This is a genomic window from Pseudomonas sp. (assembly GCF_002796985.1).
Lineage (GTDB): Bacteria > Pseudomonadota > Gammaproteobacteria > Pseudomonadales > Pseudomonadaceae > Pseudomonas.
The window spans coordinates 218,360-238,131 of the sequence record NZ_PEKX01000008.1 but is presented as its reverse complement, the minus strand read 5'-3'; the positions used below and the strand labels follow the sequence as shown (position 1 = coordinate 238,131).

Annotated in this window: 16 protein-coding genes; 5 read left to right on the top strand and 11 right to left on the bottom strand. The window is 65.0% G+C overall.

Annotation, left to right across the window (positions count from 1 at the left end):
* Position 1 precedes the first annotated feature (1 nt).
* From CTR55_RS13735 to CTR55_RS13725, 3 genes are read right to left on the bottom strand one after another with little or no spacing between them, the layout of a single operon-like run.
* Positions 2-1,213, bottom strand: coding sequence for a cytochrome c (locus tag CTR55_RS13735; protein ID WP_296286962.1), 1,212 nt, complete (start codon positions 1,211-1,213; stop codon positions 2-4).
* Between the two features lie 2 nt (positions 1,214-1,215).
* A complete protein-coding gene (locus CTR55_RS13730) occupies positions 1,216-1,755 on the bottom strand; it encodes a (2Fe-2S)-binding protein (RefSeq protein ID WP_296286960.1) in 540 nt (179 codons plus the stop codon).
* The gene (locus CTR55_RS13725; protein WP_296286959.1) at positions 1,748-4,579 is read right to left on the bottom strand and encodes a xanthine dehydrogenase family protein molybdopterin-binding subunit; all 2,832 of its coding nucleotides are present in this window, start codon (positions 4,577-4,579) and stop codon (positions 1,748-1,750) included. Before CTR55_RS13725 ends, CTR55_RS13730 begins: the two co-directional genes overlap by 8 nt.
* Positions 4,580-4,900: 321 nt before the next feature.
* On the opposite strand from CTR55_RS13725, the gene CTR55_RS13720 reads away from it, so the two are divergent.
* Positions 4,901-6,112 carry an MFS transporter gene (locus CTR55_RS13720; protein WP_296286957.1) on the top strand — a complete coding sequence of 404 codons (1,212 nt, stop codon included), beginning with the start codon at positions 4,901-4,903 and terminating at the stop codon, positions 6,110-6,112.
* Between the two features lie 266 nt (positions 6,113-6,378).
* On the opposite strand, the gene CTR55_RS13715 is transcribed toward CTR55_RS13720, so the two are convergent.
* From CTR55_RS13715 to CTR55_RS13705, 3 genes are read right to left on the bottom strand one after another with little or no spacing between them, the layout of a single operon-like run.
* Positions 6,379-6,528 carry a DUF2474 domain-containing protein gene (locus CTR55_RS13715; protein ID WP_296286956.1) on the bottom strand — a complete coding sequence of 50 codons (150 nt, stop codon included), beginning with the start codon at positions 6,526-6,528 and terminating at the stop codon, positions 6,379-6,381.
* An 11-nt stretch (positions 6,529-6,539) separates the two neighbouring features.
* Positions 6,540-7,547, bottom strand: a complete 1,008-nt coding sequence (gene cydB / locus CTR55_RS13710; protein ID WP_296286955.1) for a cytochrome d ubiquinol oxidase subunit II — start codon at positions 7,545-7,547, stop codon at positions 6,540-6,542.
* Between the two features lie 3 nt (positions 7,548-7,550).
* Entirely contained in the window at positions 7,551-8,987 is a 1,437-nt protein-coding gene (locus tag CTR55_RS13705; protein ID WP_296286954.1) for a cytochrome ubiquinol oxidase subunit I, read from the bottom strand.
* A 477-nt stretch (positions 8,988-9,464) separates the two neighbouring features.
* Between CTR55_RS13705 and CTR55_RS13700 the strand changes: the two genes are divergently transcribed.
* From CTR55_RS13700 to CTR55_RS13690, 3 genes are all read left to right on the top strand, one after another.
* Positions 9,465-10,244 carry a MetQ/NlpA family ABC transporter substrate-binding protein gene (locus tag CTR55_RS13700; RefSeq protein WP_296286953.1) on the top strand — a complete coding sequence of 260 codons (780 nt, stop codon included), beginning with the start codon at positions 9,465-9,467 and terminating at the stop codon, positions 10,242-10,244.
* Between the two features lie 120 nt (positions 10,245-10,364).
* Positions 10,365-11,555, top strand: a complete 1,191-nt coding sequence (locus CTR55_RS13695; RefSeq protein ID WP_296286952.1) for a PLP-dependent aspartate aminotransferase family protein — start codon at positions 10,365-10,367, stop codon at positions 11,553-11,555.
* Between the two features lie 19 nt (positions 11,556-11,574).
* Entirely contained in the window at positions 11,575-12,534 is a 960-nt protein-coding gene (locus CTR55_RS13690; RefSeq protein ID WP_296286950.1) for a sigma-54-dependent transcriptional regulator, read from the top strand.
* Positions 12,535-12,604: 70 nt separating this feature from the next.
* Here the strand turns inward: CTR55_RS13690 and CTR55_RS13685 are convergent, their stop codons facing one another.
* Positions 12,605-12,940: a hypothetical protein gene (locus CTR55_RS13685; protein ID WP_296286949.1), complete on the bottom strand. Its 336-nt coding sequence runs from the start codon at positions 12,938-12,940 to the stop codon at positions 12,605-12,607.
* A 772-nt stretch (positions 12,941-13,712) separates the two neighbouring features.
* On the opposite strand from CTR55_RS13685, the gene betT reads away from it, so the two are divergent.
* Complete coding sequence (gene betT / locus CTR55_RS13680) at positions 13,713-15,671, top strand: choline BCCT transporter BetT (RefSeq protein WP_296286948.1); 1,959 nt, start codon at positions 13,713-13,715, stop codon at positions 15,669-15,671.
* Between the two features lie 126 nt (positions 15,672-15,797).
* Here the strand turns inward: betT and CTR55_RS13675 are convergent, their stop codons facing one another.
* The 4 genes from CTR55_RS13675 to tauD all read right to left on the bottom strand — a co-directional run bounded on the left by CTR55_RS13675 (position 15,798) and on the right by tauD (position 19,722).
* Positions 15,798-16,163 (bottom strand): type II toxin-antitoxin system VapC family toxin, encoded by a 366-nt coding sequence (locus CTR55_RS13675; protein WP_296286947.1) that lies wholly within the window; start codon positions 16,161-16,163, stop codon positions 15,798-15,800.
* Positions 16,157-16,372, bottom strand: coding sequence for a ribbon-helix-helix protein, CopG family (locus CTR55_RS13670; protein ID WP_296286946.1), 216 nt, complete (start codon positions 16,370-16,372; stop codon positions 16,157-16,159). The genes CTR55_RS13675 and CTR55_RS13670 overlap by 7 nt, the downstream gene beginning before the upstream one ends.
* 132 nt (positions 16,373-16,504) lie before the next feature.
* Positions 16,505-18,544 carry an oligopeptide transporter, OPT family gene (locus CTR55_RS13665; RefSeq protein ID WP_296286945.1) on the bottom strand — a complete coding sequence of 680 codons (2,040 nt, stop codon included), beginning with the start codon at positions 18,542-18,544 and terminating at the stop codon, positions 16,505-16,507.
* A 341-nt stretch (positions 18,545-18,885) separates the two neighbouring features.
* A complete protein-coding gene (gene tauD, locus CTR55_RS13660) occupies positions 18,886-19,722 on the bottom strand; it encodes a taurine dioxygenase (RefSeq protein ID WP_296286944.1) in 837 nt (278 codons plus the stop codon).
* Positions 19,723-19,772: the final 50 nt, after the last annotated feature.

Sequence of the window (19,772 nt, the reverse complement as noted above, 5' to 3'; positions counted from 1 at the left end):
CTCACTCCGCCTTGAGTTGGGCGACCTGTTGTACGCCCATGTCACCCGGCAAGCCACCCCAGGCCTGACGCAGGTAGTTGATCAGGTCGGTGAGCTGCTCGTCATTGAGCTTGTCAGCGAAGCCCGGCATCGGTTGCATGCGCTCGAAACCGGTGAACTGCTGCTCGCGGATGCCCTCGACAATGACCTTGGCCAGGTTGCGCGAATCGGCCAGGCGCAGGGTGGTGTTGCCCTGCATGGCCACGGCGATGTGCGGCTTGCCCTCGCCGTCGTTGCCGTGACAGCCGGCGCAGACGTTGAGGTACTGCTGACGGCCACGCTTGGCGCTGTCGCTGAGCTGGTCCTGAGCCACGGTCTGGACCACCTTGGCCTGCGGCGGCTGGTCGCCGAGCAGGTAGGTGGACATGGCGGCCAGGTCCTCGTCACCCAGGTGCTGGGTGCTCAGGTGCATCACCGGGAACATCTCGTTGAACATGCTGCCCTGCGGGCTCATGCCGTGCTTGAGGAAGCCGGTGAGGTCCGCCGTGGTCCAGCCGCGCTCGGCCAGGTCCTGGGCCAGCAGGCTCGGGGCGCTGTAGCCGTTGAGCAGGCCGCCGGTGAGGCGCTTGTCCTGCTGCAGGGCACCGATCTGGTTACGCGGGGTGTGGCACTCGCCGCAGTGGCCGAGCACTTCCACCAGGTACTGGCCGCGCTGGTACGGCGCGCTCTTGCCCTCGGCGCTTTCCAGCTGGACGCTCTTGCCGTAGAGCATGTTCCAGCCCGACAGCCCCATGCGCACGTTGAACGGGAAGCTCAGGCTGGTTTCGGGCGCGGCGCGGTGCACCGGCGTCTGGCTCATCAGGTAGGCGTAGAGGGCATCGCTGTCCTCGCGCTTGATCAGGTGGTAGGAGGTGTAGGGCATGGCCGGATAGAGGTTGGCCCCGTCCTTGCGCTTGCCCTGGGTGACGGCGGCGAAGAACTCGTCGGCGCTGTAGCTGCCGATGCCGAAGTCCTTGTCCGGGGTGATGTTGCTGCCGTAGATGGTGCCGAACGGCGAGTGGATCGGCAGGCCGCCGGCGAACGGCGCGCCGCCCTCGGCGGTGTGGCAGGCCATGCAGTCGGCAGCGCGGGAGAGGTACTCGCCGCGCTTGATCAGGTCCTGGTCGGCGGCTTGCGCGCCTACCGCCAGACCGAGGCCGACAGCCAGCGTGAGGCCGGAAAGAATGCGTTGCATGCTTAGCCCTCCTTGACCAGGCCGAGATCGGTCAGCACTTCGCGGGTGGCGTCGTAGTAACGCACGTACCCGGTGCAGCGACAGATGTGGTGGCCGAGGCTGGCCTCGATGGTCGACTCCAGTTCGCTCTTCTTCAGCGGCTGGCGCTGGGCCTTCTCCACCAGCACCGTGGCGGCGTTGACGAAGCCCGGTGCGCAGTAGCTGCACTGGAAAGCGAAGCGGTCGACGAACTTCTGCTGGATCGGGTTCAACTCCTTCACCGAACCGTCTTCCTCGCGCTTGGCGTGGCCTTCGATGGTGCGCACTTTCTTGCCTTCGAAGTAATGCGCGCCGGTGATGCAGGTGCGCACCTCCTCACTGGTGCCGTCGGGGTTGTCGACGATCACCACGCAGGCGTGGCAGATGCCCTGGCCGCAGCCCAGGCGCGAACCGGTGAGGTTCTGGTATTCGTGCAGGTAGTCGATCATCGGCAGGTCCTCGGGAACCTCGACCGGGCCGACGGTTTGACCATTGATGGTCAGGTTGAGCGGACGGTTAGCCATTGAGGGCCTCCTTGATGCGAGCGGGGGTGATGGGCAGATCGCGGACGCGCTTGCCGATGGCGTGGGCCACGGCGTTGCTGATGGCGCCGACCACCGGGATCATCACCACTTCGGCAATGCCCTTGGACGGGTCGCTGGGCGACAGCGGCGGAAGGATTTCCGAGCTCTGCTGCCAGACGGCCACGTCTTTCGCCTTGGGGAGACGGTAACGGTTGAAGTTCCACTCGCCCTCGCCCGGGCCACCCTCGTACAGCGGCATGTCCTCCAGCAGCGCATGGCCGATGCCCATGGCGGTGCCGCCCTCGATCTGGCCTTTCACCAGTTCCGGCACCAGCACCCGGCCGCACTCGATCCAGCTGTGGTGGTTGAGCACGCTGACTTCGCCATTGCCCTTGTTCACCTTCAGCTCGACGATGGTCGCCACCGGGCTGTAGTAGGTCACTGCGGCGTTGTTCAACTGCACCGGCGGATAGGCCACGTTCTGCCGATCCAGCAGGTGGAAGCCGGCGCTGTTCATCTGCGCCTTCTTCACGCCCGGAGCGCCATCGCCGTATTTCACGGCCAGGGCGTCCAGCGGCAGGCGGTCACGCACACCGTCGATGAGGTAGTCGCACTCCGCCCAGCTCCAGCGGTTGAAGCCGTGGACGGTGGCGCCGGTGACCAGGCCTTTCTCGTGGGCAACCTGGGCCAGCTCGGCGAACGACAGCGGCTGCAGGCCGTTGGCGGTGAGTTTGCCGTCGACCCAGTGGGCGTCCTCGCGGCGCACTACCAGCGGGTTGGCCGCGCCGTTGAACGGGCCGCGACGCCAGATTTCCAGGGCTGCCGGCCACAGGCCGTGGTTGAACAGCACGCGCGCCGCTTCACGGGTGGCGTGGCTGAAGTAGTAGGCCGAGTTGGTCGCCGACGACGCCGAAGCGTACTTGCCGACCCAGCGCGGGTTGCGCAGCTTCTCGTCCTGGGTGGGCTGGCTCATGGTGTAGGGGTCTTCGCCGCTGAGCAGCTGCAGCTCCGGCCACTCGGTTTCGGCGGTCTTTATCTCGTCCGCCGGCTTGCCGAGGAAGTCGGCCACCACCAGCGCCTGGGACGTGGACATGCCGGTGCCGATCTCGATGCCGATGTGGCGCATGTGCACCTTGCCCTGCGCATCGAACTCGATGCTCGCCATGGGCGCTTCGGAGCCGGTGCCGAAGTCCTTCTGGCAGATGGCGAAGCCGACGCCGTACCAGTGGTCCGGGTCCTTGGCGTCCATCTCCTTCTTGCGCGCGTCGCGAGTCTTCCACCACTCATGGGCGGCGGCCTTGTCGAGGATCTCGTGCAGGCGCAGGGCGCCGGCGGGGATCGCGCCCTGGGTGTTCTTCATGCCCGACTTCAGCGCGTTGACGCGACGCAACTCGATGGCGTCGACGCCCAGGCGGCCGGCGATCTCGTCGACCATCATCTCGGTGGCGGCCATGCTCTGCAGGGTGCCGTAGCCACGCATGGAACCGGCCTCGACGGCGCGGGAATGGTAGGCGGTCACCTGCAGGTCGTTCTGCGGCATGTAGTAGATCGACTGCGCGGCCGTGGCGCCCACGGCCGCCACGGACGGGCTGTAGTTGATGCGGCCGCCGCCATCCACACTCATCTCGGTGCGGAAGATCTTGAAGGTCATGTCCTTCTTGTCCACCGCCAACTGGTAGCGAATGTCGAACGGGTGGCGCTTGATGCCGCTCTGGAACTGCTCGTAGCGGTCATTGGCCAGGCGCACCGGTACACCGTTGCCGTACAGCGCCGCCAGGGCCGCGTAGTAGACGAAGATGTTGTGGTCCTTGGAGCCGTAACCCACGGTGTAGCCGGGGTGCACGTTCAGCTTGGCCAGGCCGAAGCGCGACGGGGCGATCATGTGCGCCGTCTCGTAGGCGGCCTCGAACGGGCACTGGGTGGCGACCACGAAGTGCAGGGTCTTGCTCGCCGGGTCGTACCAGCCGTTACCGTTGTCCGGCTCCAGGGCGGCCGGTTCGATGGACGGGGTCTTGTAGCGTTCGTCGAAGACCAGCCAGTTCTCCGGCGGGTTTTCGATCTGGTCCTTGATCTTCTGCGCGTAGAACAGGCCCTGCTCGGTGAGGTCACCGTGCTGGTTGGGCTGCTGGTTCCAAACCGGCTTACGCTCGCGGATCATCGGGAACAGGATCGAGTCCTTGAGGCTGGAGAACTCGTCCGGATCGGCCGAGGTCGCGCCACCGACACGTACGTAGCGGAAGCTGCCGTAGGGGTCGCCCTGATACAGCGGAGCCTCTGCGCCGTAGCGGATCGCCTTGTCGTTGAACTTCATCTTCAGCTTGGCCTGACGGAAGCGCTCGAAGTCGTTCCAGATCAGGATCGCCACCGGGTGGCCGATGAACATCGGTACCTTGCCGCGCGGCAGCAGCGGGTCCGGGGCGTGGGCTTCGGGGAAGACGATGCCGTCCTTGTCCAGGTCCTCGGCGGTGACGATGCGGTCGGGCTGAAGGTCAGCACCCAGCCAGGCGAGGTCGATGCTATCGAAGATGCGGTCGGCCTTGATGGTCTTGAGCAGCATGGCGTGGCCCTGCTGCTGCGGCCAGCCGGGCATGTCCTTGGAGCGGATGTCGCGGGCGAACACCTTGTTGCCGCAGACCTTGGACAGCGCGTCGTTACGGAAACGCACCTTGCCATCGTGGCCCATCCACTGCTGGGGCGAGACGGTGACGGAGTTTTCCATCAGGGCAGCGAAGGCCCGGCTGCCGAGCGGCGCCATGGTCACGCTGACACCGGCAATCAGCCCGCCTTGCAGGAAGGCGCGCCGGGAAATATCACGGTTGGACATGGTTCATCCTCTGAGCGTTGAAGGTCCGCCCATGTGGGTTTTTCTGTGCTGGAGAGAGTTCGGAGGCCACGTAATCGCGGGCGTCTCGGGGAGGGCGCCGAAGGAAAGATCCTGCAGTAAAACCTGACTCTTCTGTCAACTTTAACGCACCTCAATAGTGCGAAGCAAAGTCAATCGGGCAGCTTGTCGCGTCGACGAAAATTTTAGTCGACAGGTCGAGACTATTCGCCAATTGCGCGTTTCGCCGACGACAGGTGGAAAAGTGTTACAGCGTGCTACGCTGCGCAGCCCTTGCTTAGCCTCCTAACAAAAGCACCTTCCATGACCGCCGAAGCCACGTCCCTGCTGCGTCACCGCCCCTTCCTCGCCTTCTGGCTCGCGCGCGTCTGCACCGCCAGCGCCTTCCAGATGATCACCGTGGCCATCGGCTGGCACATCTACGAGCTGACCCACAACGTGCTCGACCTGGGCCTGGTCGGGCTGGTGGAATTCACCCCGCGCGTGCTGTTCATGCTGCACACCGGCCATGTCGCCGACCGCTACGACCGCCGGCGCATCGCCTCGCTGTGCCAGGTCGCCCAGGGCCTGATCGCCGTGGCGCTGGTGGTGGGCGCCAGCACCGACAACGTGACCCGCGAGCTGATCTTCGTGATGGCCTTCCTGCTCGGTACCGCACGCGCCTTCGAGATGCCGACCACCCAGGCGCTGCTGCCGAACATCGTGCCCACCGCGCTGTTCCCCCGCGCGGTGGCGGCCTCCGCCTCGGCAATGCAGGCGGCGACCATCGCGGCGCCGGCCTTCGGCGGATTCCTCTATGCCTTCGGCGCCTTCTGGGTCTACACGCCCACCGCGGTGCTGTACTTCATCGCCTGCACCCTGGTGCTCACCCTGCCCAAACGCCAGGCGCCGGCGGCGCAAGGCAAGGCCACGCTGGAGTCGCTGCTGGCCGGCATCCGCTTCATCCGCAGCCGCCCGGACATCTTCGGCGCCATTTCCCTGGACCTGTTCGCCGTGCTGCTGGGCGGCGCCACCGCGCTGCTGCCGGTGTTCGCCAAGGACATCCTGCTCACCGGCCCCTGGGGCCTGGGCCTGCTGCGCTCGGCGCCAGCGGTGGGCGCGTTGCTGATGTCGTTCTGGCTGGCGCGCTTCCCCATCGAGCGCAACGTCGGGCGGATCATGTTCCTCGCCGTGGGCATCTTCGGCGTGACCACCATCGCCTTCGGCCTGTCGACCTCGTTCTGGTTCTCCCTGGCGGTGCTGGTGGTGCTGGGCGCGGCGGACATGATCAGCATGGTCATCCGCGGCGCCTTCGTGCAGCTGGAAACCCCGGACGAGATGCGTGGCCGGGTCAGCGCGGTAAACGGTCTGTTCATCGGCGCCTCGAACCAGCTGGGCGAGTTCGAGTCCGGCCTGACCGCCCACTGGCTTGGCACGGTGCCGGCGGTGGTGCTAGGCGGCGTTGGCACGCTGGTGGTCACCGGGGTGTGGGTGAAGCTGTTCCCGAGCCTGGCCAAGCGCGACAAGTTGCACTGATCACCACGCCGCGCGCTCCGCTCTTGTAGGAGCGAGCTTGCTCGCGAACATCGTCGCAAGGGGCGCCCTCTCCCTAGCCCTCTCCCTGAAGGGAGAGGGAACCGTTCGGTGCGGGGTTGCATGATGGCGTTGGCCGGGAGCTTCTGTTCGCGAGCAAGCTCGCTCCTACGAAGAGCCCAAAAAAAACCCCCGCTGGAAGCACCGGCGAGGGATTTGGAAACGGGCACCGCGAGCGGTACCCGGATGGGATCGATTGATCGTCAGGACTAGTGCGGCGGGCCCAGCCCTGCGGCGCTCATGAACAGCCGCATCAGCCAGGCCGCCACGCCGAGGCCGGCGACGCTCAGTGCCCAGATCAGCACCAGCCAGCCCAGCCGCTTGCGCAGCGGTGCCTTCTCCTGTTCCTCGTGAGTCATGCTCCGCACCTCTAGTGGTAGCCGTCGCCGTGCTTCACCTTGCCGCGGAACACGTAGTAGCTCCACGCGGTGTAGACGAGGATGAAGGGGATGATGAACAGCGCACCCACCAGCATGAAGCCCAGGCTCTGCGGCGGCGCGGCGGCATCCCAGATCGACATCGACGGCGGAATGATGTTCGGCCACAGGCTGATGCCCAGGCCGCTGTAGCCGAGGAAGATCAGCGCCAGGGTGAGCAGGAACGGCTTCACGTGGTCGTTGCGCGCCACCGAGCGCAGCAGGCCGTAGAAGGTCAGCAGCACCAGCAGCGGCACCGGCAGGAACCAGAACAGGTTGGGCAGGCTGAACCAGCGCTGGGCGATTTCCTCGTGGGCCAGCGGCGTCCACAGGCTGACGATGCCAATGATGGCGAGCAATACCAGCGCCAGCGGTTTGGCCAGGTCATGCATGCGTTCCTGCAGCTTGCCTTCGGTCTTCATGATCAGCCAGGTGCAGCCCAGCAGGCTGTAGGCGACCACCAGACCGAGGCCGCAGAACAGCGGGAACGGCGCCAGCCAGTCGAGCGAGCCGCCGACGAACTGACGGTTCGCCACCGGGATGCCTTCGATGAAGGCGCCCAGCGCCACACCCTGGAAGAAGGTCGCCACCAAGGAGCCTACGATGAACGACTTGTCCCACAGGTGCCGTTTGTTGGCCCGTGCCTTGAAGCGGAACTCGAAGGCCACACCGCGGAAGATCAGCCCGACGAGCATCAGCATCAGTGGCAGGTACAGCGCCGAGAGCACGGCCGAATAGGCCACCGGGAAGGCGCCGAACAGCGCGGCGCCGCCCAGTACCAGCCAGGTCTCGTTGCCGTCCCAGACCGGCGCCACGGTATTCATCATCACATCGCGGTCGCCCTCGTCCTTGAAGAACGGGTAGAGCATGCCGATGCCCAGATCGAAGCCGTCCATCACCACGTACATCATCACGCCGAAGATGATGATGATCGCCCAGATCAGCGGAAGATCGATTCCCATGGCTCAGTTCCTCCCCGCTTCAGTGCTGTCATCGTCGTCAAAACCCTCTTCGGTGGCCGACAGCGGCCGCGCCGCCGTGCGTTTCTGGCCGGCACCGCCGTGGCTGGTTTCGCGGCCCTCGTGGGTGACCGGGCCCTTGCGCACCAGGCGCATCATGTAGCCGATGCCGACGCCGAACAGGCTGAAGTACACCAGCACGAACATCACCAGGGTCAGGCTCATCTGCGTGACGCTGTGATTGGATACCGCATCCGCGGTGCGCATCAGCCCGTAGACGACCCAGGGCTGGCGACCGATCTCGGTAGTGAACCAGCCGGCGAGAATCGCGATCAGGCCGGACGGCCCCATCCACAGCACCAGCTTGAGGAACAGGCGGTTCTCGAACAGCCGCTTGCGCCAGCGCAGCCAGGCGCTCCACAGGCCGACGAAGATCATCAGCATGCCCAGGCCGGCCATGATGCGGAACGACCAGAAGACCACCGTGGAGTTGGGCCGGTCGGCCTTGGGGAAGTCCTTCAGCGCCGGGATCGGTTCGCTCAGGCTGTGGTTCAGGATCAGGCTGCCGAGCACCGGAATCTCAACCTTGAAGCGGGTTTCCTCGCGCTCCATGTCCGGCCAGCCGAACAGGATCAGCGGGGTCGGTTCACCGCTGCTGTTGTCCCAGTGGCCTTCCATCGCGGCGATCTTCGCCGGCTGGTGCTTGAGCGTGTTCAGACCGTGGGCGTCGCCGACCATGGCCTGGATCGGCGCCACGATCAGCGCCATCCACATCGCCATCGAGAGCATCTTGCGGATCGCCGGGTTGTCGCGGCCGCGCAGCAGGTGCCAGGCCGCCGAGGCGCCGACGAAGAAGGCGGTGGCGACGAACGAGGCGATCGCCATGTGCAGCAGGCGATAGGGGAACGACGGGTTGAAGATGATTGCCAGCCAGTCCACCGGCACCACGACGCCGTTGACGATCTCGTGGCCCTGCGGGGTCTGCATCCAGCTGTTGGAGGCGAGGATCCAGAAGGTGGAGATCAACGTACCGATCGCCACCATCACCGTGGCGAAGAAGTGCAGGCCCGGGCCGACACGGTGCCAACCGAACAGCATGACGCCGAGGAAGCCGGCTTCAAGGAAGAACGCCGTGAGCACTTCATAGGTCAGCAACGGGCCGGTGACGCTCCCGGCGAAGGCCGAGAAGGCGCTCCAGTTGGTGCCGAACTGGTAGGCCATGACGAGGCCGGAGACCACGCCCATGCCGAAGTTGACGGCGAATATCTTCGACCAGAAGTGATAGAGGTCGCGGTAGACCTCCTCATTGGTCTTCAGCCACAAGCCTTCGAGCACTGCCAGGTAACTGGCCAGGCCGATGGTGATGGCAGGGAAGATGATGTGGAAGGACACGGTAAAGGCGAACTGGATTCGAGCCAGGTCGAGCGCCTCTAATCCGAACATGACGATTCCTCTTCAGGCTGACGCCAACCCCACGGAAGGGTCGAGCACCGTACCTTGCGCGTGCGCAGGGCGTTCTTGCGTGATGTTTCTCTTCTGCAATGACTCAGTTTCGAGCCACCGATCTGCTGTCGGTTTGGATCCTTTTCGCCGCTCAATCAGAATGGACCACCATCTGCATTGACGCCGCTCAAGAAAACGCCTTGATCTTACGCGCCCTGTGGAGGCGGACCGCAGTGGTGGGTTGCCGCGCGACGGGGTGTCGCGCGACAGCTTGTCTCAGGCCACGCACCCACCGCTCATATGAACAAAATCGAATATGAAAATGAAAAATTAGTATTTTATTGGAATAAAAAATCCCGCTAACTTTCGCCTCAACCGCTGCCGAGTGAGCCGCGGAAAAGAATCCACCGCCCGTACGAAGGCCCCATCCCGGCCGGCCCGGACGCCAGCGGTCATCTGCCCCACAAGGACATCGCAATGAAAAAGCTGCTGCTTCTGACCGCCCTCGCCACTGCCTTCAGCACCTCGGCCTTCGCCAACGAGAAGCTCATCGTCGCCGCCACCCCGGTTCCCCACGCCGAGATCCTCGAACTGATCAAGCCGACCCTGGCCAAGGAAGGCGTGGACCTGGAGATCAAGGTCTTCACCGACTACGTGCAGCCCAACGTGCAGGTCGCCGAGAAGCGCCTGGACGCCAACTACTTCCAGACCAAGCCGTACCTGGACAACTTCAACGCCGGCAAGGGCACCAACCTGGTCACCGTGACCGGCGTGCACGTCGAGCCCTTCGGCGGCTACTCGAAGAAGTACAAGTCCCTGGCCGAGCTGCCGGACGGCGCGACCGTGGCCATCCCCAACGAAGGCAGCAACAGCGGCCGCGCCCTGCTCCTGCTGCAGAAAGCCGGCGTGATCAAGCTGAAAGACCCGAGCAACGCCCTGGCCACCCCGAAAGACATCGCCGAGAACCCCAAGCACCTGAAGTTCAAGGAACTGGAATCGGCCCTGCTGCCGCGCGTGCTGGACCAGGTCGACCTGGACCTGATCAACACCAACTATGCGCTGGAAGCCAAGCTCAACCCGGTGAAGGACGCACTGATCCTCGAAGACCGCAACTCGCCCTACGTGAACTACCTGGTGGCACGCCCGGACAACAAGGACAGCGACGCCCTGAAGAAACTCTCCGCCGCCCTGACCAGCCCGGAAGTCAAAGCCTTCATCGAGAAGAAGTACAACGGCGCCGTGGTGCCCGCCTTCTGATCCGTCGCCCGGCCGCTGGCCGGGCGCAACGACTCCCACGCTGGGCGCGCCCGATGGCGCACCCGCTTCGACGCCGGTGGGCAGGTTCCACCGGCGTTTTTCTTATCTGAGGTACCTGCCATGAGCGATCACGCCAAAGGCCTCTCCACTCGCGCCGTGCACGCCGGCCACGATGTCGACCGGCGCATGGTCACCCGCGCCAAGAGCCAGCCGATCTACCAGAGCTCGGTGTTCGTCTACGACTCGCTGGAGCAGGTCGACGACTTCCTCGCCGGCAACCCCGACAACTACATGTACACGCGCATCGGCAACCCGAACCACAGCGCGGTGGAAGAGCTGCTGCGCGAGCTGGAAGGGGGCGAGGACGCGCTGTTCTCCGCCTCGGGCATGGCGGCGATTTCCGCCGCGCTGCTCGGCGTGCTCGGCGCCGGCGATCACCTGATCGCCAGCCGCGAGCTGTACGGCACCACCCAGAGCCTGATCGAGAAAGAACTGACGCGCTTCGGCATCACCGCCACCCTGCTCGATCTCAATGATCTGGCGGCGGTGGAAGCGGCGATCACGCCGGGCACCAAGCTGATCTACACCGAGACCGCCTCCAACCCACTGGTGCGCGTGAGCAACGTGCCGGCGCTGGCCGACCTCGCCCGCCGCCACAACCTCAAGCTGCTGGTGGACAACACCTTCCTCTCGCCGGTGCTCTACCAACCGCTGCGCGACGGCGCCGACCTGGTGATCCACAGCACCACCAAATACCTCAACGGCCACAGCGACGCCATGGGCGGCGCGCTGGTCGGCGATGCGCAATGGATCGCCGCCGCGCGGCGCTTCCAGATCAACGCTGGCGGTAGCGCCAGCCCCTTCGAGAGCTGGCTGAACTTCCGCGGCGCCAAGACCCTGGCCCTGCGCATGAAGGCTCACTCACAGAATGCCCAGGCATTGGCCGAAGCCCTCGAAGCGCACCCGCAGGTCGCTCGTGTGTTCTACCCCGGCCTGCCCTCGCACCCGGACTTCGAGCTGGCGCAGCGACTGTTCCGCAAGGGCCACTCGGGCATGTTGAGTTTCACCCTTAAGGGCGGCCTGGATCAGGTCGACACGCTGATCGGCGAGCTGCAACTGGCCGCCTTCGCCCCGTCGCTGGCCGGCGTCGCCAGCAGCATCACCCACCCCGGCAAGACCTCGCATCGCGCGCTGTCCGCCGAGGCCCTGACCGCGCTGGACATCCACGACGGCACTATCCGTGTGTCGGTGGGTATCGAGGACAGCGAGGACATCGTCCGTGATTTCCTGCAGGCGCTGGACGCGCTGTAAGAGCAGAAGGAGAACCCCCATGAACGCCCCCCACGCGCCGCTACCGCTGCTGACTTTCCCCGATGCCGACAAGAGCCCGTTGAGCATCCGCGCCAAGGCGCTGGTGTTCTTCGACCCGCGCTCCCATGCCGTGCGCGACGAGGTGGAACGCCTGGCGCCGTTGCCGCAGCCGGTGCTGATCCACGGCGAGACCGGCACCGGCAAAGAGCTGCTGGCCCGCCATATCCACCGCGCCAGCGAGCGTCCCGGCTTGTTCGTCGCGGTGAGCTGCAGCGCATTGAGCCGCAACTATGCCGACGCCGAGCTGTTCGGCTATGCGCCGGGGGCGCACAACGGCCCGGTGGGCAGCCGCGCCGGCTGGTTCGGCTCGGCCAACGGCGGCACCTTGTACCTGGACGAGATCGCCGACCTGCCGCTGTCGCTGCAACAGAAACTGCTGCGCGTACTGCAGGAGCGCGAAGTGCTGCGCGTCGGTGCGCGCGAGCCGGTGCCGGTGGACGTGCGCCTGGTCGCCGCCACCAGCATCGACCTGGGGCAGGCGGTAAAGGCGGGGAAATTCCTCGAGGGGCTGCAGCAGTACCTGCACGACGGCAACCTCACGCTGCCGCCGCTGCGCGAACGCATCGGCGATATCCAGCCGCTGGCCGAGTACTTCCTCGGCGTGCATGCGCAGAGACTGGAACTGCCGGTGCCGCAGATCGCCAGCGACACCCAGCGCGCGCTGGAAGGTTATTCGTGGCCGGGGAATATTCGCGAGCTGGAGAACGTCATCCACTTCGCCCTGCTGGTCAGCCCGGACGAGGAGATTCGCCCGGAGCACCTGAATTTTTCAGGCGGCGTGGCGGGGTCAGGCGGCGTAGCGGGATCAGGCGGTGTAACGCAAGTGAGCGATGCGGCGCTGGAGCGTCTGCTGCGCCAACCCGGCGTCGAGGCGCAGCTGCGTGCGCTGCTGCAACGCCTGGAGCACGAGCGCGGCTGACGCCGCGCTGTAGTCGCCAGCGCGACCCGAAGGGCCGCGCACGGGCGACAGCATGCTGCTGGCCGGAGCGTTACTTGGTGGCGGTGTTGGAGTGAGCAACCACCGGGGTGCACGACGGGTTGGTCAGCTTGGCCGGATCGGTCAGCAGGCCCGGCATCATGCGCGAGGTGCAGTTGAAGATGCGGCCTTTGGTGGTGGTGGCGACGTAGGAGAGTTCCTGGCCACCCAGGGCGTCCGGCTGACCGGCTTTGACGTCGCTGACAACCAGTTCGTCGGAAGACGCCAGGCCGATCATCTGAGCGGTGGCGGCCTGCAGCGGAACGATGGCCTGGTTGGTGGTCATGGTCTGGCAACCGGCCAGCGAAGCGAAGAGTGCAGTGGCAACGGCGATACGTTTGAAGTCCATCTCTAGATATTCCCTGTTGGTGGTTTTTTGTCCTGCGGGGGCAGACTAACGGAATCGGCAAGTCAATCGCCATAGCCGTTTCACATGTTTTTCACGAAAGGCTGCACACCAGTTCAAGTTTTCCAACTCAAACCCGCTCTACCTCGGTGATTGTGCTATGCGATGACCCGTTTCGCAGTGTTGACGGCCGTTTATCGCGTCAAAGCCAGAGCCGGCGCTGAACCGTTTCACCTTTGGCGACGAATGGTCGCAGTGAAAGGCTTTGCCGACTTACTGGTCGGCAGGAGGGAATCCTGAGCAAGAAGTCAAAATCAGGACTATTCACCATAAATAGACCTGATAGAAGTCTCATCGACCAGACCAATACCTCTCATCAAGACCATTCACTTCTTTTTGTCACAATCTTCAGGGAAAATGGCTATCAGGCAGTCGGGACCCATTTTCCCCGGCGCCATTGGAGATCATCGTGACCAGCTTTGCCGCTCTTGCTAACTTTTTCGCCGCCACCGCCTTCCTGACCGCACCTGCCAAGGTCGACCCGGAACGCCGTGAGATCCGTGAGGCGAAAAAAGCCCGCCGCAAGTAAAGCAGTACCCGCTCCGCTCGGCCCTCGACCAGGGCCGGCGGCGGGACCATCGGTCCCGCCCATTGGCCTTCCAGGGCTCATTCGTGTTTTCATTGAATGCTTGTTCAAGGAAAATCTCGAGGGACCCCGCCCGTTTTGTCCGCTGCACAATCCTTCCCGTCCGTAACGCCCTCCCCCGCCATGCGCATGAACCCACCGGTCTTCTACGGTGCGGCAGCGCTGATCCTGCTCTTCGCTCTGATCGTCATCAGCCAGCCGCAACAGGCCGGTGAATGGCTGCTCACCGCGCAATCCTGGGCCGCCGATACGGTCGGCTGGTACTACCTGCTGGCGATGACGCTGTACCTGATCTTCGTGGTGGTCACCGCGCTTTCCGGCTATGGAAAGATCAAGCTCGGTGCCGACCACGACGAGCCGGAATTCAGCTACCTGTCCTGGGCCGGCATGCTGTTCGCCGCCGGCATCAGCATCACCCTGTTCTTCTTCTGCGTATCCGAGCCGCTGACCCACTTCGCCCAACCGCCGCAAGGTGAGGCCGGCACTCCGGAAACGGCGCGCCAGGCCATGCAGTTGCTGTTCCTGCACTGGGGCCTGCACGGCTGGGGCGTGTTCGCCCTGGTGGCGATGGCCCTGGCCTACTTCGCCTACCGGCACAACCTGCCGCTGGCGCTGCGCTCGGCGCTCTACCCGCTGATCGGCAAGCGCATCAACGGGCCCATCGGCTATGCGGTGGACTGCTTCGGCATCATCGCCACGGTGTTTGGCCTGGGTGCGGACATGGGCTTCGGCGTGTTGCAACTCAACGCCGGCCTCGACTACCTGTTCGGCATCGCCCACAGCCACCCGGTGCAAATGACGCTGATCGCGCTGATGATGGGTGCAGCGATCCTGGTCGCCGTGTCGGGTGTCGACAAGGGCATCCGCCTGCTGTCGGACATCAACATGCTGCTGGCCTGCGCGCTGCTGCTCTTCGTGCTGTTCGCCGGGCCCACCCAGCACCTGCTCAACACCCTGGTACAGAACATCGGCGACTATCTCGGCAGCCTGCCGACCAAGAGCTTCGACCTCTACGCCTATGGTAAGGACGGCAACGACTGGCTCGGCGGCTGGACGGTGTTCTACTGGGCCTGGTGGATCGCCTGGGCGCCCTTCGTCGGCCTGTTCATCGCGCGCATCTCGCGCGGGCGGACGATTCGCGAATTCGTCTTCGGCGTGCTGTTCATCCCACTGGGCTTCACCCTGGCGTGGATGTCGATCTTCGGCAACAGCGCCCTGGACCTGGTGCTCAACCACGGTTTCAGCGAACTGGGCCGGGTGGCCATCGCCGATCCCTCCATGGCGCTCTACCAGATGCTGCAGAACTACCCCGGCAGCCGCGCGCTGATCGCGGTGACGGTGCTGGTCAGTTTCGTCTTCTTCGTCACCTCGGCGGACTCCGGCACCGTGGTGCTCTCCACCCTCTCCGCCCATGGCGGCAGCGCCGACGACGACGGCCCGAAGTGGCTGCGGGTGTTCTGGGGCGTGGCCACGGCGCTGGTCACCGGCGGCCTGTTGTTCGCCGGCAGCATCGATGCGCTGAAGTCCGCCGTGGTGCTGACCTCGCTGCCCTTCTCGCTGATCCTGTTGCTGATGATGTGGGGCCTGCACAAGGCGTTCTACCTGGAATCCCAGCGCCAGCGCTCACGCACGCATTCGCTGGCACCGCCGCCCTCGGCCAAGCCCGGCGGCTGGAAGCGGCGCATTTCCCAGGCGGTGCACTTCCCCACCCGCGACGAGGTGTACCGCTACATGGTCGATGTGGTCAGCCCTGCGATTGCCGAAGTCTCCGAGGTGTTCCGCGAGAAGGGCCTGCAGGTGGATTCCGACCTGGACCTGAGCAACCTGGAAATCGGCCTGGAAATCGGCCACGGCGCACAGCATGCGTTCCTCTACCAGGTCTCGATGCGCGGCTACTTCACCCCATCCTTCGCCCGCGCCGGCATGGGCGGCCTGCACCTGAAGAACCGCCGCTACTTCCGCGCCGAGGTACACCTCTCCGAAGGCAGCCAGGACTACGACCTGATGGGCTACAGCAAGGAGCAGATCATCAACGACATGCTCGACCAGTACGAACGGCACCTGCAGTTCCTGCATCTGGTGCGCTGAGTTCAGCGCCTGTGTATGCCCTTGCAGGAGCGTGGGGGACGCCATCGTTATTGCTCGCGAACGGATTCACCGGCAGCTCCGATGCTGGGTGGTTCGCGAACAAGCTCGCTCCTACAGGCAGAGTCCTCAGAGCTGGTAAGGCAACCGCACTCCCGGCTCGCGCTCGTCGAAATCCTTCACATTGCGCGTCACCAGCAGCCGGCCTTCGACTTCCGCCGAGGCCTTGATGATCGCATCCGGCAGTTTCACCCGCAGGCGCTGGCGCACCTCCACCGCACGCTCGGCGATTCGCTCGTCCAGCGCCAGCAGCGTGAAGCTGGAGAGAAAGGCGCGGGTGGCAGCTTCGGTCTGCGGCGTGGCGCCGATCAGCACTTCCATCCAGGTGATGACGCTGATGGCGCGGTCGCTGTAGAGCGCCAATTCGTCCCGCGCCTGCACATGGCCATTGAGGTAGTCGACGAGGATATTGGTGTCGAACAGGACCTTCACCATTCCTCGCGCACCTTCTTCTGATAGGCAAGACCGTCGACCTCATGGTCTTTCCACAGTCCGAAGGCATCAGCGGCGTCCGCCTGCGCGTGGTTGACCAGATATTCGGCGATGGCCTCGCGGATGACCGAGGCTCGGGACTGCTGCTGACGTTCGCTGATGTCGTTCAGGCGTTCCAGATACTCAACGGGGATATCCACCAGGGTGCGCATAAGAGCCTCCGATATTTGATATCGACATCATATATCACTCTTTGACATCGGAGCGCCGCCAGCAACGAACAACCGAAACTTCCGACAAAGAAAAGGGCGCCCGCAGGCGCCCTTTTCACTTATGGCGAAGAATCAGCCGCGAGTGCCGCTCAACACCTTGCGGTAGAACAGCACGCAGATCGCCACGAAGACCACCAGGCCCAACCACTGCGCGGTGTCCTCGAAACCGCCACCGACCAGCGCCAGCGGCGTGGCAGAACCCGTGGTGCCGATGATGCCTGCGAGCAGAATGCCCATCAGGCTCTCACCGACGATCAGGCCGGAGGCGAGCAGCACGCCACGGCGCTTGGGTTCTTCGGAATAGTTATCCACCGTCTTGCCAGCCGCCACCGCGCGCTTGGCCAGGGCGTTCTCCAGCAGCCAGGCGATCACAGCGCCGACCACCAGGGTCATGCCGATGGTTGGCGGCAGGTAGATGCCCAGGCCGACGGCCAGCACCGGCAGGCTGGCCTTGCCGGTGCGGCGCAGCAGCACGTCCACCAGGATCAGCGCGATGCCCAGCGCCACGCCGATCAGGATCATGTTCCAGTTCAGCGCGTTGTGGAAAATCCCGCTGGCGATGGCGGTCATCAGCGTTGCCTGCGGCGCAGCCAGTGCAGCGTTGGGGTCCATCGCCTCACGCGGCAACGCGCCGGTGAAGCCGTAGGCGTTGTACAGCAGCTCCAGCACCGGCGGGATCACCAGCGCGCCCACCAGGCAGCCGACTATCAGCGCCACCTGTTGGCGCCACGGAGTCGCGCCGACCAGGTAACCGGTCTTCAGGTCCTGCAGGTTGTCGTTGGAAATCGCCGCAATGGCGATCACCACCGAGGTGGTGAACAGCGCCAGGGCGATGGCCAGCTTGCCGCCCTGCTGGTCGAGGAAGCCGGTTTCCAGGGAGCCGACGCCGAGGATCAGCAACGACACCAGGATCACCGCAATGATGCCGATGCCGGAGATCGGGCTGCTCGACGAGCCCACCAGGCCGGCCATGTAGCCGCAGGCGGCGGCGATCAGGAAGCCGAAGAAGAAGGCGAAGATCACGCAGACCGCCACCAGGCCCCAGAAGCCGACACCGTGCAGGTCCGGCGCGGCCTCACCGAGGAAGTAGGAGAACACCACGAACAGCGCCAGCAACAGGATGCCGGCGATGGTGACGATCCACTTCGCCGACAGGTCCCGCTCGGTGCGCAGGTCGCTCACTTCGCCACGGCCACGCACGGCGCTCAGCGACGACCAGACGCCCTGCACCATGGGTTTGAACAGGGTGGCCAAAGTCCACAGCGCGGCAATACCGATGGTGCCGGCGCCAAGGAAACGCACCTGGCTGCTCCACAGTTTGGTCGCCAGCTCCGGCAGGCTCTGCCCGGCAGCCAGCACGCTGTTCACCGAGAGCAGCGGCACGGCCACACCCCAGGCGATGACCACGCCGATCAGGATGGCGATGCCGGCGGTGATGCCCATCAGGTAACCGGCGCCGACCAGCGCCAGGGAGAAACCGGTGGACAGGCGGAACGCCGCCTGCCCGGCGGTGAGCCAGAAGCTGAAGCCTTCGGCGAGCACCTTGAAGCCGCTGCTGAGCAGGCTGAAAGCGGCGGCGACCACGCCACCGGCGAGGATGTCGCGCAGGCCGGGGCCACCGGCTTTCGCGGGCTTGCCGGCCTTTTCCTCTTCCTCGTCCTGGCTGCCGACGCGGAGGATTTCTGCCGCCGCCACGCCTTCGGGGTATGGCAGGTTGCTCTGCACCACCATCACCCGGCGCAGGGGGATGGTGTAGAGCACGCCGAGAATGCCGCCGATGGAGCAGATGGCCGCGGTCTGCCAGAACGGGAAGCCGCTCCAGTAGCCGATCATCAAGAGGCCGGGAAGGATGAAGATGATCGAGGACAGGGTGCCGGCCGCCGAGGCCTGGGTCTGCACCATGTTGTTCTCGAGGATGTTGGAGCCGGAGAAGTAGCGCAGCACGGCCATGGAAATGACCGCTGCCGGGATCGACGAGGCGAAGGTCAAGCCGACCTTGAGACCGAGGTAGACGTTGGAGGCGGTAAACACCACGGTAATCAGCGCGCCGAGGATCAGGCCGCGAACCGTCAGCTCGGCGAGGTTGGACTCGTCGGGAATCCTTTCTTGCATGTAGGCAATCTCTTTATGAAGCGAAACTGCCAAAGCGTAGGACAGTGCGCCAGCCGCCGCGACCCAGAATGGCGACGAATGCGGTCTGCCGTGCGGCTTTGTTGCCGCAAGTCACGGGGATGGCGGGAAACTGCGGGCCGAACCCGGCGCCCGGCATCCCTGTAGGAGCGAGCTTGCTCGCGAACGCGCTCACCCATGAAATCGGCGTTATGCGGTTCGCGAGCAAGCTCGCTCCTACACACCAATCCTCAGGCCCCCAGGGCGCATAACGCCTGGGGCGTTATCCGCCAATGCGGCGGATAACCCGTTCCGGGTTATGCACCCTACAGGTTGCGGAGTCCTCAGAACGGCTTGTCCCCGAGAATCGTCGCCCGGTGCATCACCCGGCGCTGCGGGCGGTAGTCGTCCACGGCGTAGTGCTGGGTCACGCGGTTGTCCCAGAAGGCCACGTCGTTTTCCTTCCAGCGCCAGCGCACGGTGAACTCCGGGCGGGCGAAGTGGGCGAACAGCAAGTCGAGGATGGCGCGGCTTTCCGCCGGCTCCAGCTCGTTGATGCGGGTGGTGAATCCGTCGCTGACGAACAGCGCCTTGCGCCCGGTGACCGGGTGCGTGCGGATCACCGGATGGCTGCGCGGCGGGTTCTTCTGGCGAGCCTCTTCCAGCCGGGCGAGGTCCGCGTCGGAGGCACCGAAGCGCTCGGCAGGGAAGGACTTGCTGATGTCATGGGTCGCCGTGAGGCCGTCGAGCAGTTGCTGCAGCGGTTTCGACAGCGCCTCGAACGCCGCGATGCCGCTGGCCCAGAGGGTGTCGCCACCATGGGGCGGCAGTTGCTTGGCAGCCAGCACGGCCCCCAGTGCCGGGGTTTCCAGGAAGGTCACGTCGGTGTGCCAGATGGCGTTGTCGCGCACGTCGGTGACGGCGGTGTCGAGGACGATGACTTCGCGCTGTTCAGGCGAACTGGGGTAGATCGGGTGGATGTGCAGGTCACCGAAACGCGCGGCGAAGTTCGCCTGCTGGGTCGGCGTCAGCGGCTGGTCGCGGAAGAACAGCACGTGATGGTCGAGCAGGGCCTGCTCGATCTGGCGCTGCGCCGCGTCGTCCAGCGGGTCGGCCAGGCGCACGCCGGAAACGATGGCGCCCAGGGCCGGGCTGATGGGTTCGATGCTCAGGGTGGTCATGGTCGTGTTCTCTTGTGAGGTTCACGGGGAGAGCCCCTCTCCCCAACCCT

Coding starts and splice junctions, on each gene's coding strand:
- CTR55_RS13690 (WP_296286950.1), top strand. CDS start 11,575: ATGAACGCCCCCCACGCGCCGCTACCGCTGCTGACTTTCCCCGATGCC.
- CTR55_RS13675 (WP_296286947.1), bottom strand. CDS start 16,163: ATGGTGAAGGTCCTGTTCGACACCAATATCCTCGTCGACTACCTCAAT.
- CTR55_RS13730 (WP_296286960.1), bottom strand. CDS start 1,755: ATGGCTAACCGTCCGCTCAACCTGACCATCAATGGTCAAACCGTCGGC.
- CTR55_RS13670 (WP_296286946.1), bottom strand. CDS start 16,372: ATGCGCACCCTGGTGGATATCCCCGTTGAGTATCTGGAACGCCTGAAC.
- cydB (WP_296286955.1), bottom strand. CDS start 7,547: ATGGGAATCGATCTTCCGCTGATCTGGGCGATCATCATCATCTTCGGC.
- CTR55_RS13665 (WP_296286945.1), bottom strand. CDS start 18,544: ATGCAAGAAAGGATTCCCGACGAGTCCAACCTCGCCGAGCTGACGGTT.
- CTR55_RS13735 (WP_296286962.1), bottom strand. CDS start 1,213: ATGCAACGCATTCTTTCCGGCCTCACGCTGGCTGTCGGCCTCGGTCTG.
- CTR55_RS13720 (WP_296286957.1), top strand. CDS start 4,901: ATGACCGCCGAAGCCACGTCCCTGCTGCGTCACCGCCCCTTCCTCGCC.
- CTR55_RS13685 (WP_296286949.1), bottom strand. CDS start 12,940: ATGGACTTCAAACGTATCGCCGTTGCCACTGCACTCTTCGCTTCGCTG.
- CTR55_RS13695 (WP_296286952.1), top strand. CDS start 10,365: ATGAGCGATCACGCCAAAGGCCTCTCCACTCGCGCCGTGCACGCCGGC.
- CTR55_RS13715 (WP_296286956.1), bottom strand. CDS start 6,528: ATGACTCACGAGGAACAGGAGAAGGCACCGCTGCGCAAGCGGCTGGGC.
- betT (WP_296286948.1), top strand. CDS start 13,713: ATGAACCCACCGGTCTTCTACGGTGCGGCAGCGCTGATCCTGCTCTTC.
- CTR55_RS13700 (WP_296286953.1), top strand. CDS start 9,465: ATGAAAAAGCTGCTGCTTCTGACCGCCCTCGCCACTGCCTTCAGCACC.
- tauD (WP_296286944.1), bottom strand. CDS start 19,722: ATGACCACCCTGAGCATCGAACCCATCAGCCCGGCCCTGGGCGCCATC.
- CTR55_RS13725 (WP_296286959.1), bottom strand. CDS start 4,579: ATGTCCAACCGTGATATTTCCCGGCGCGCCTTCCTGCAAGGCGGGCTG.
- CTR55_RS13705 (WP_296286954.1), bottom strand. CDS start 8,987: ATGTTCGGATTAGAGGCGCTCGACCTGGCTCGAATCCAGTTCGCCTTT.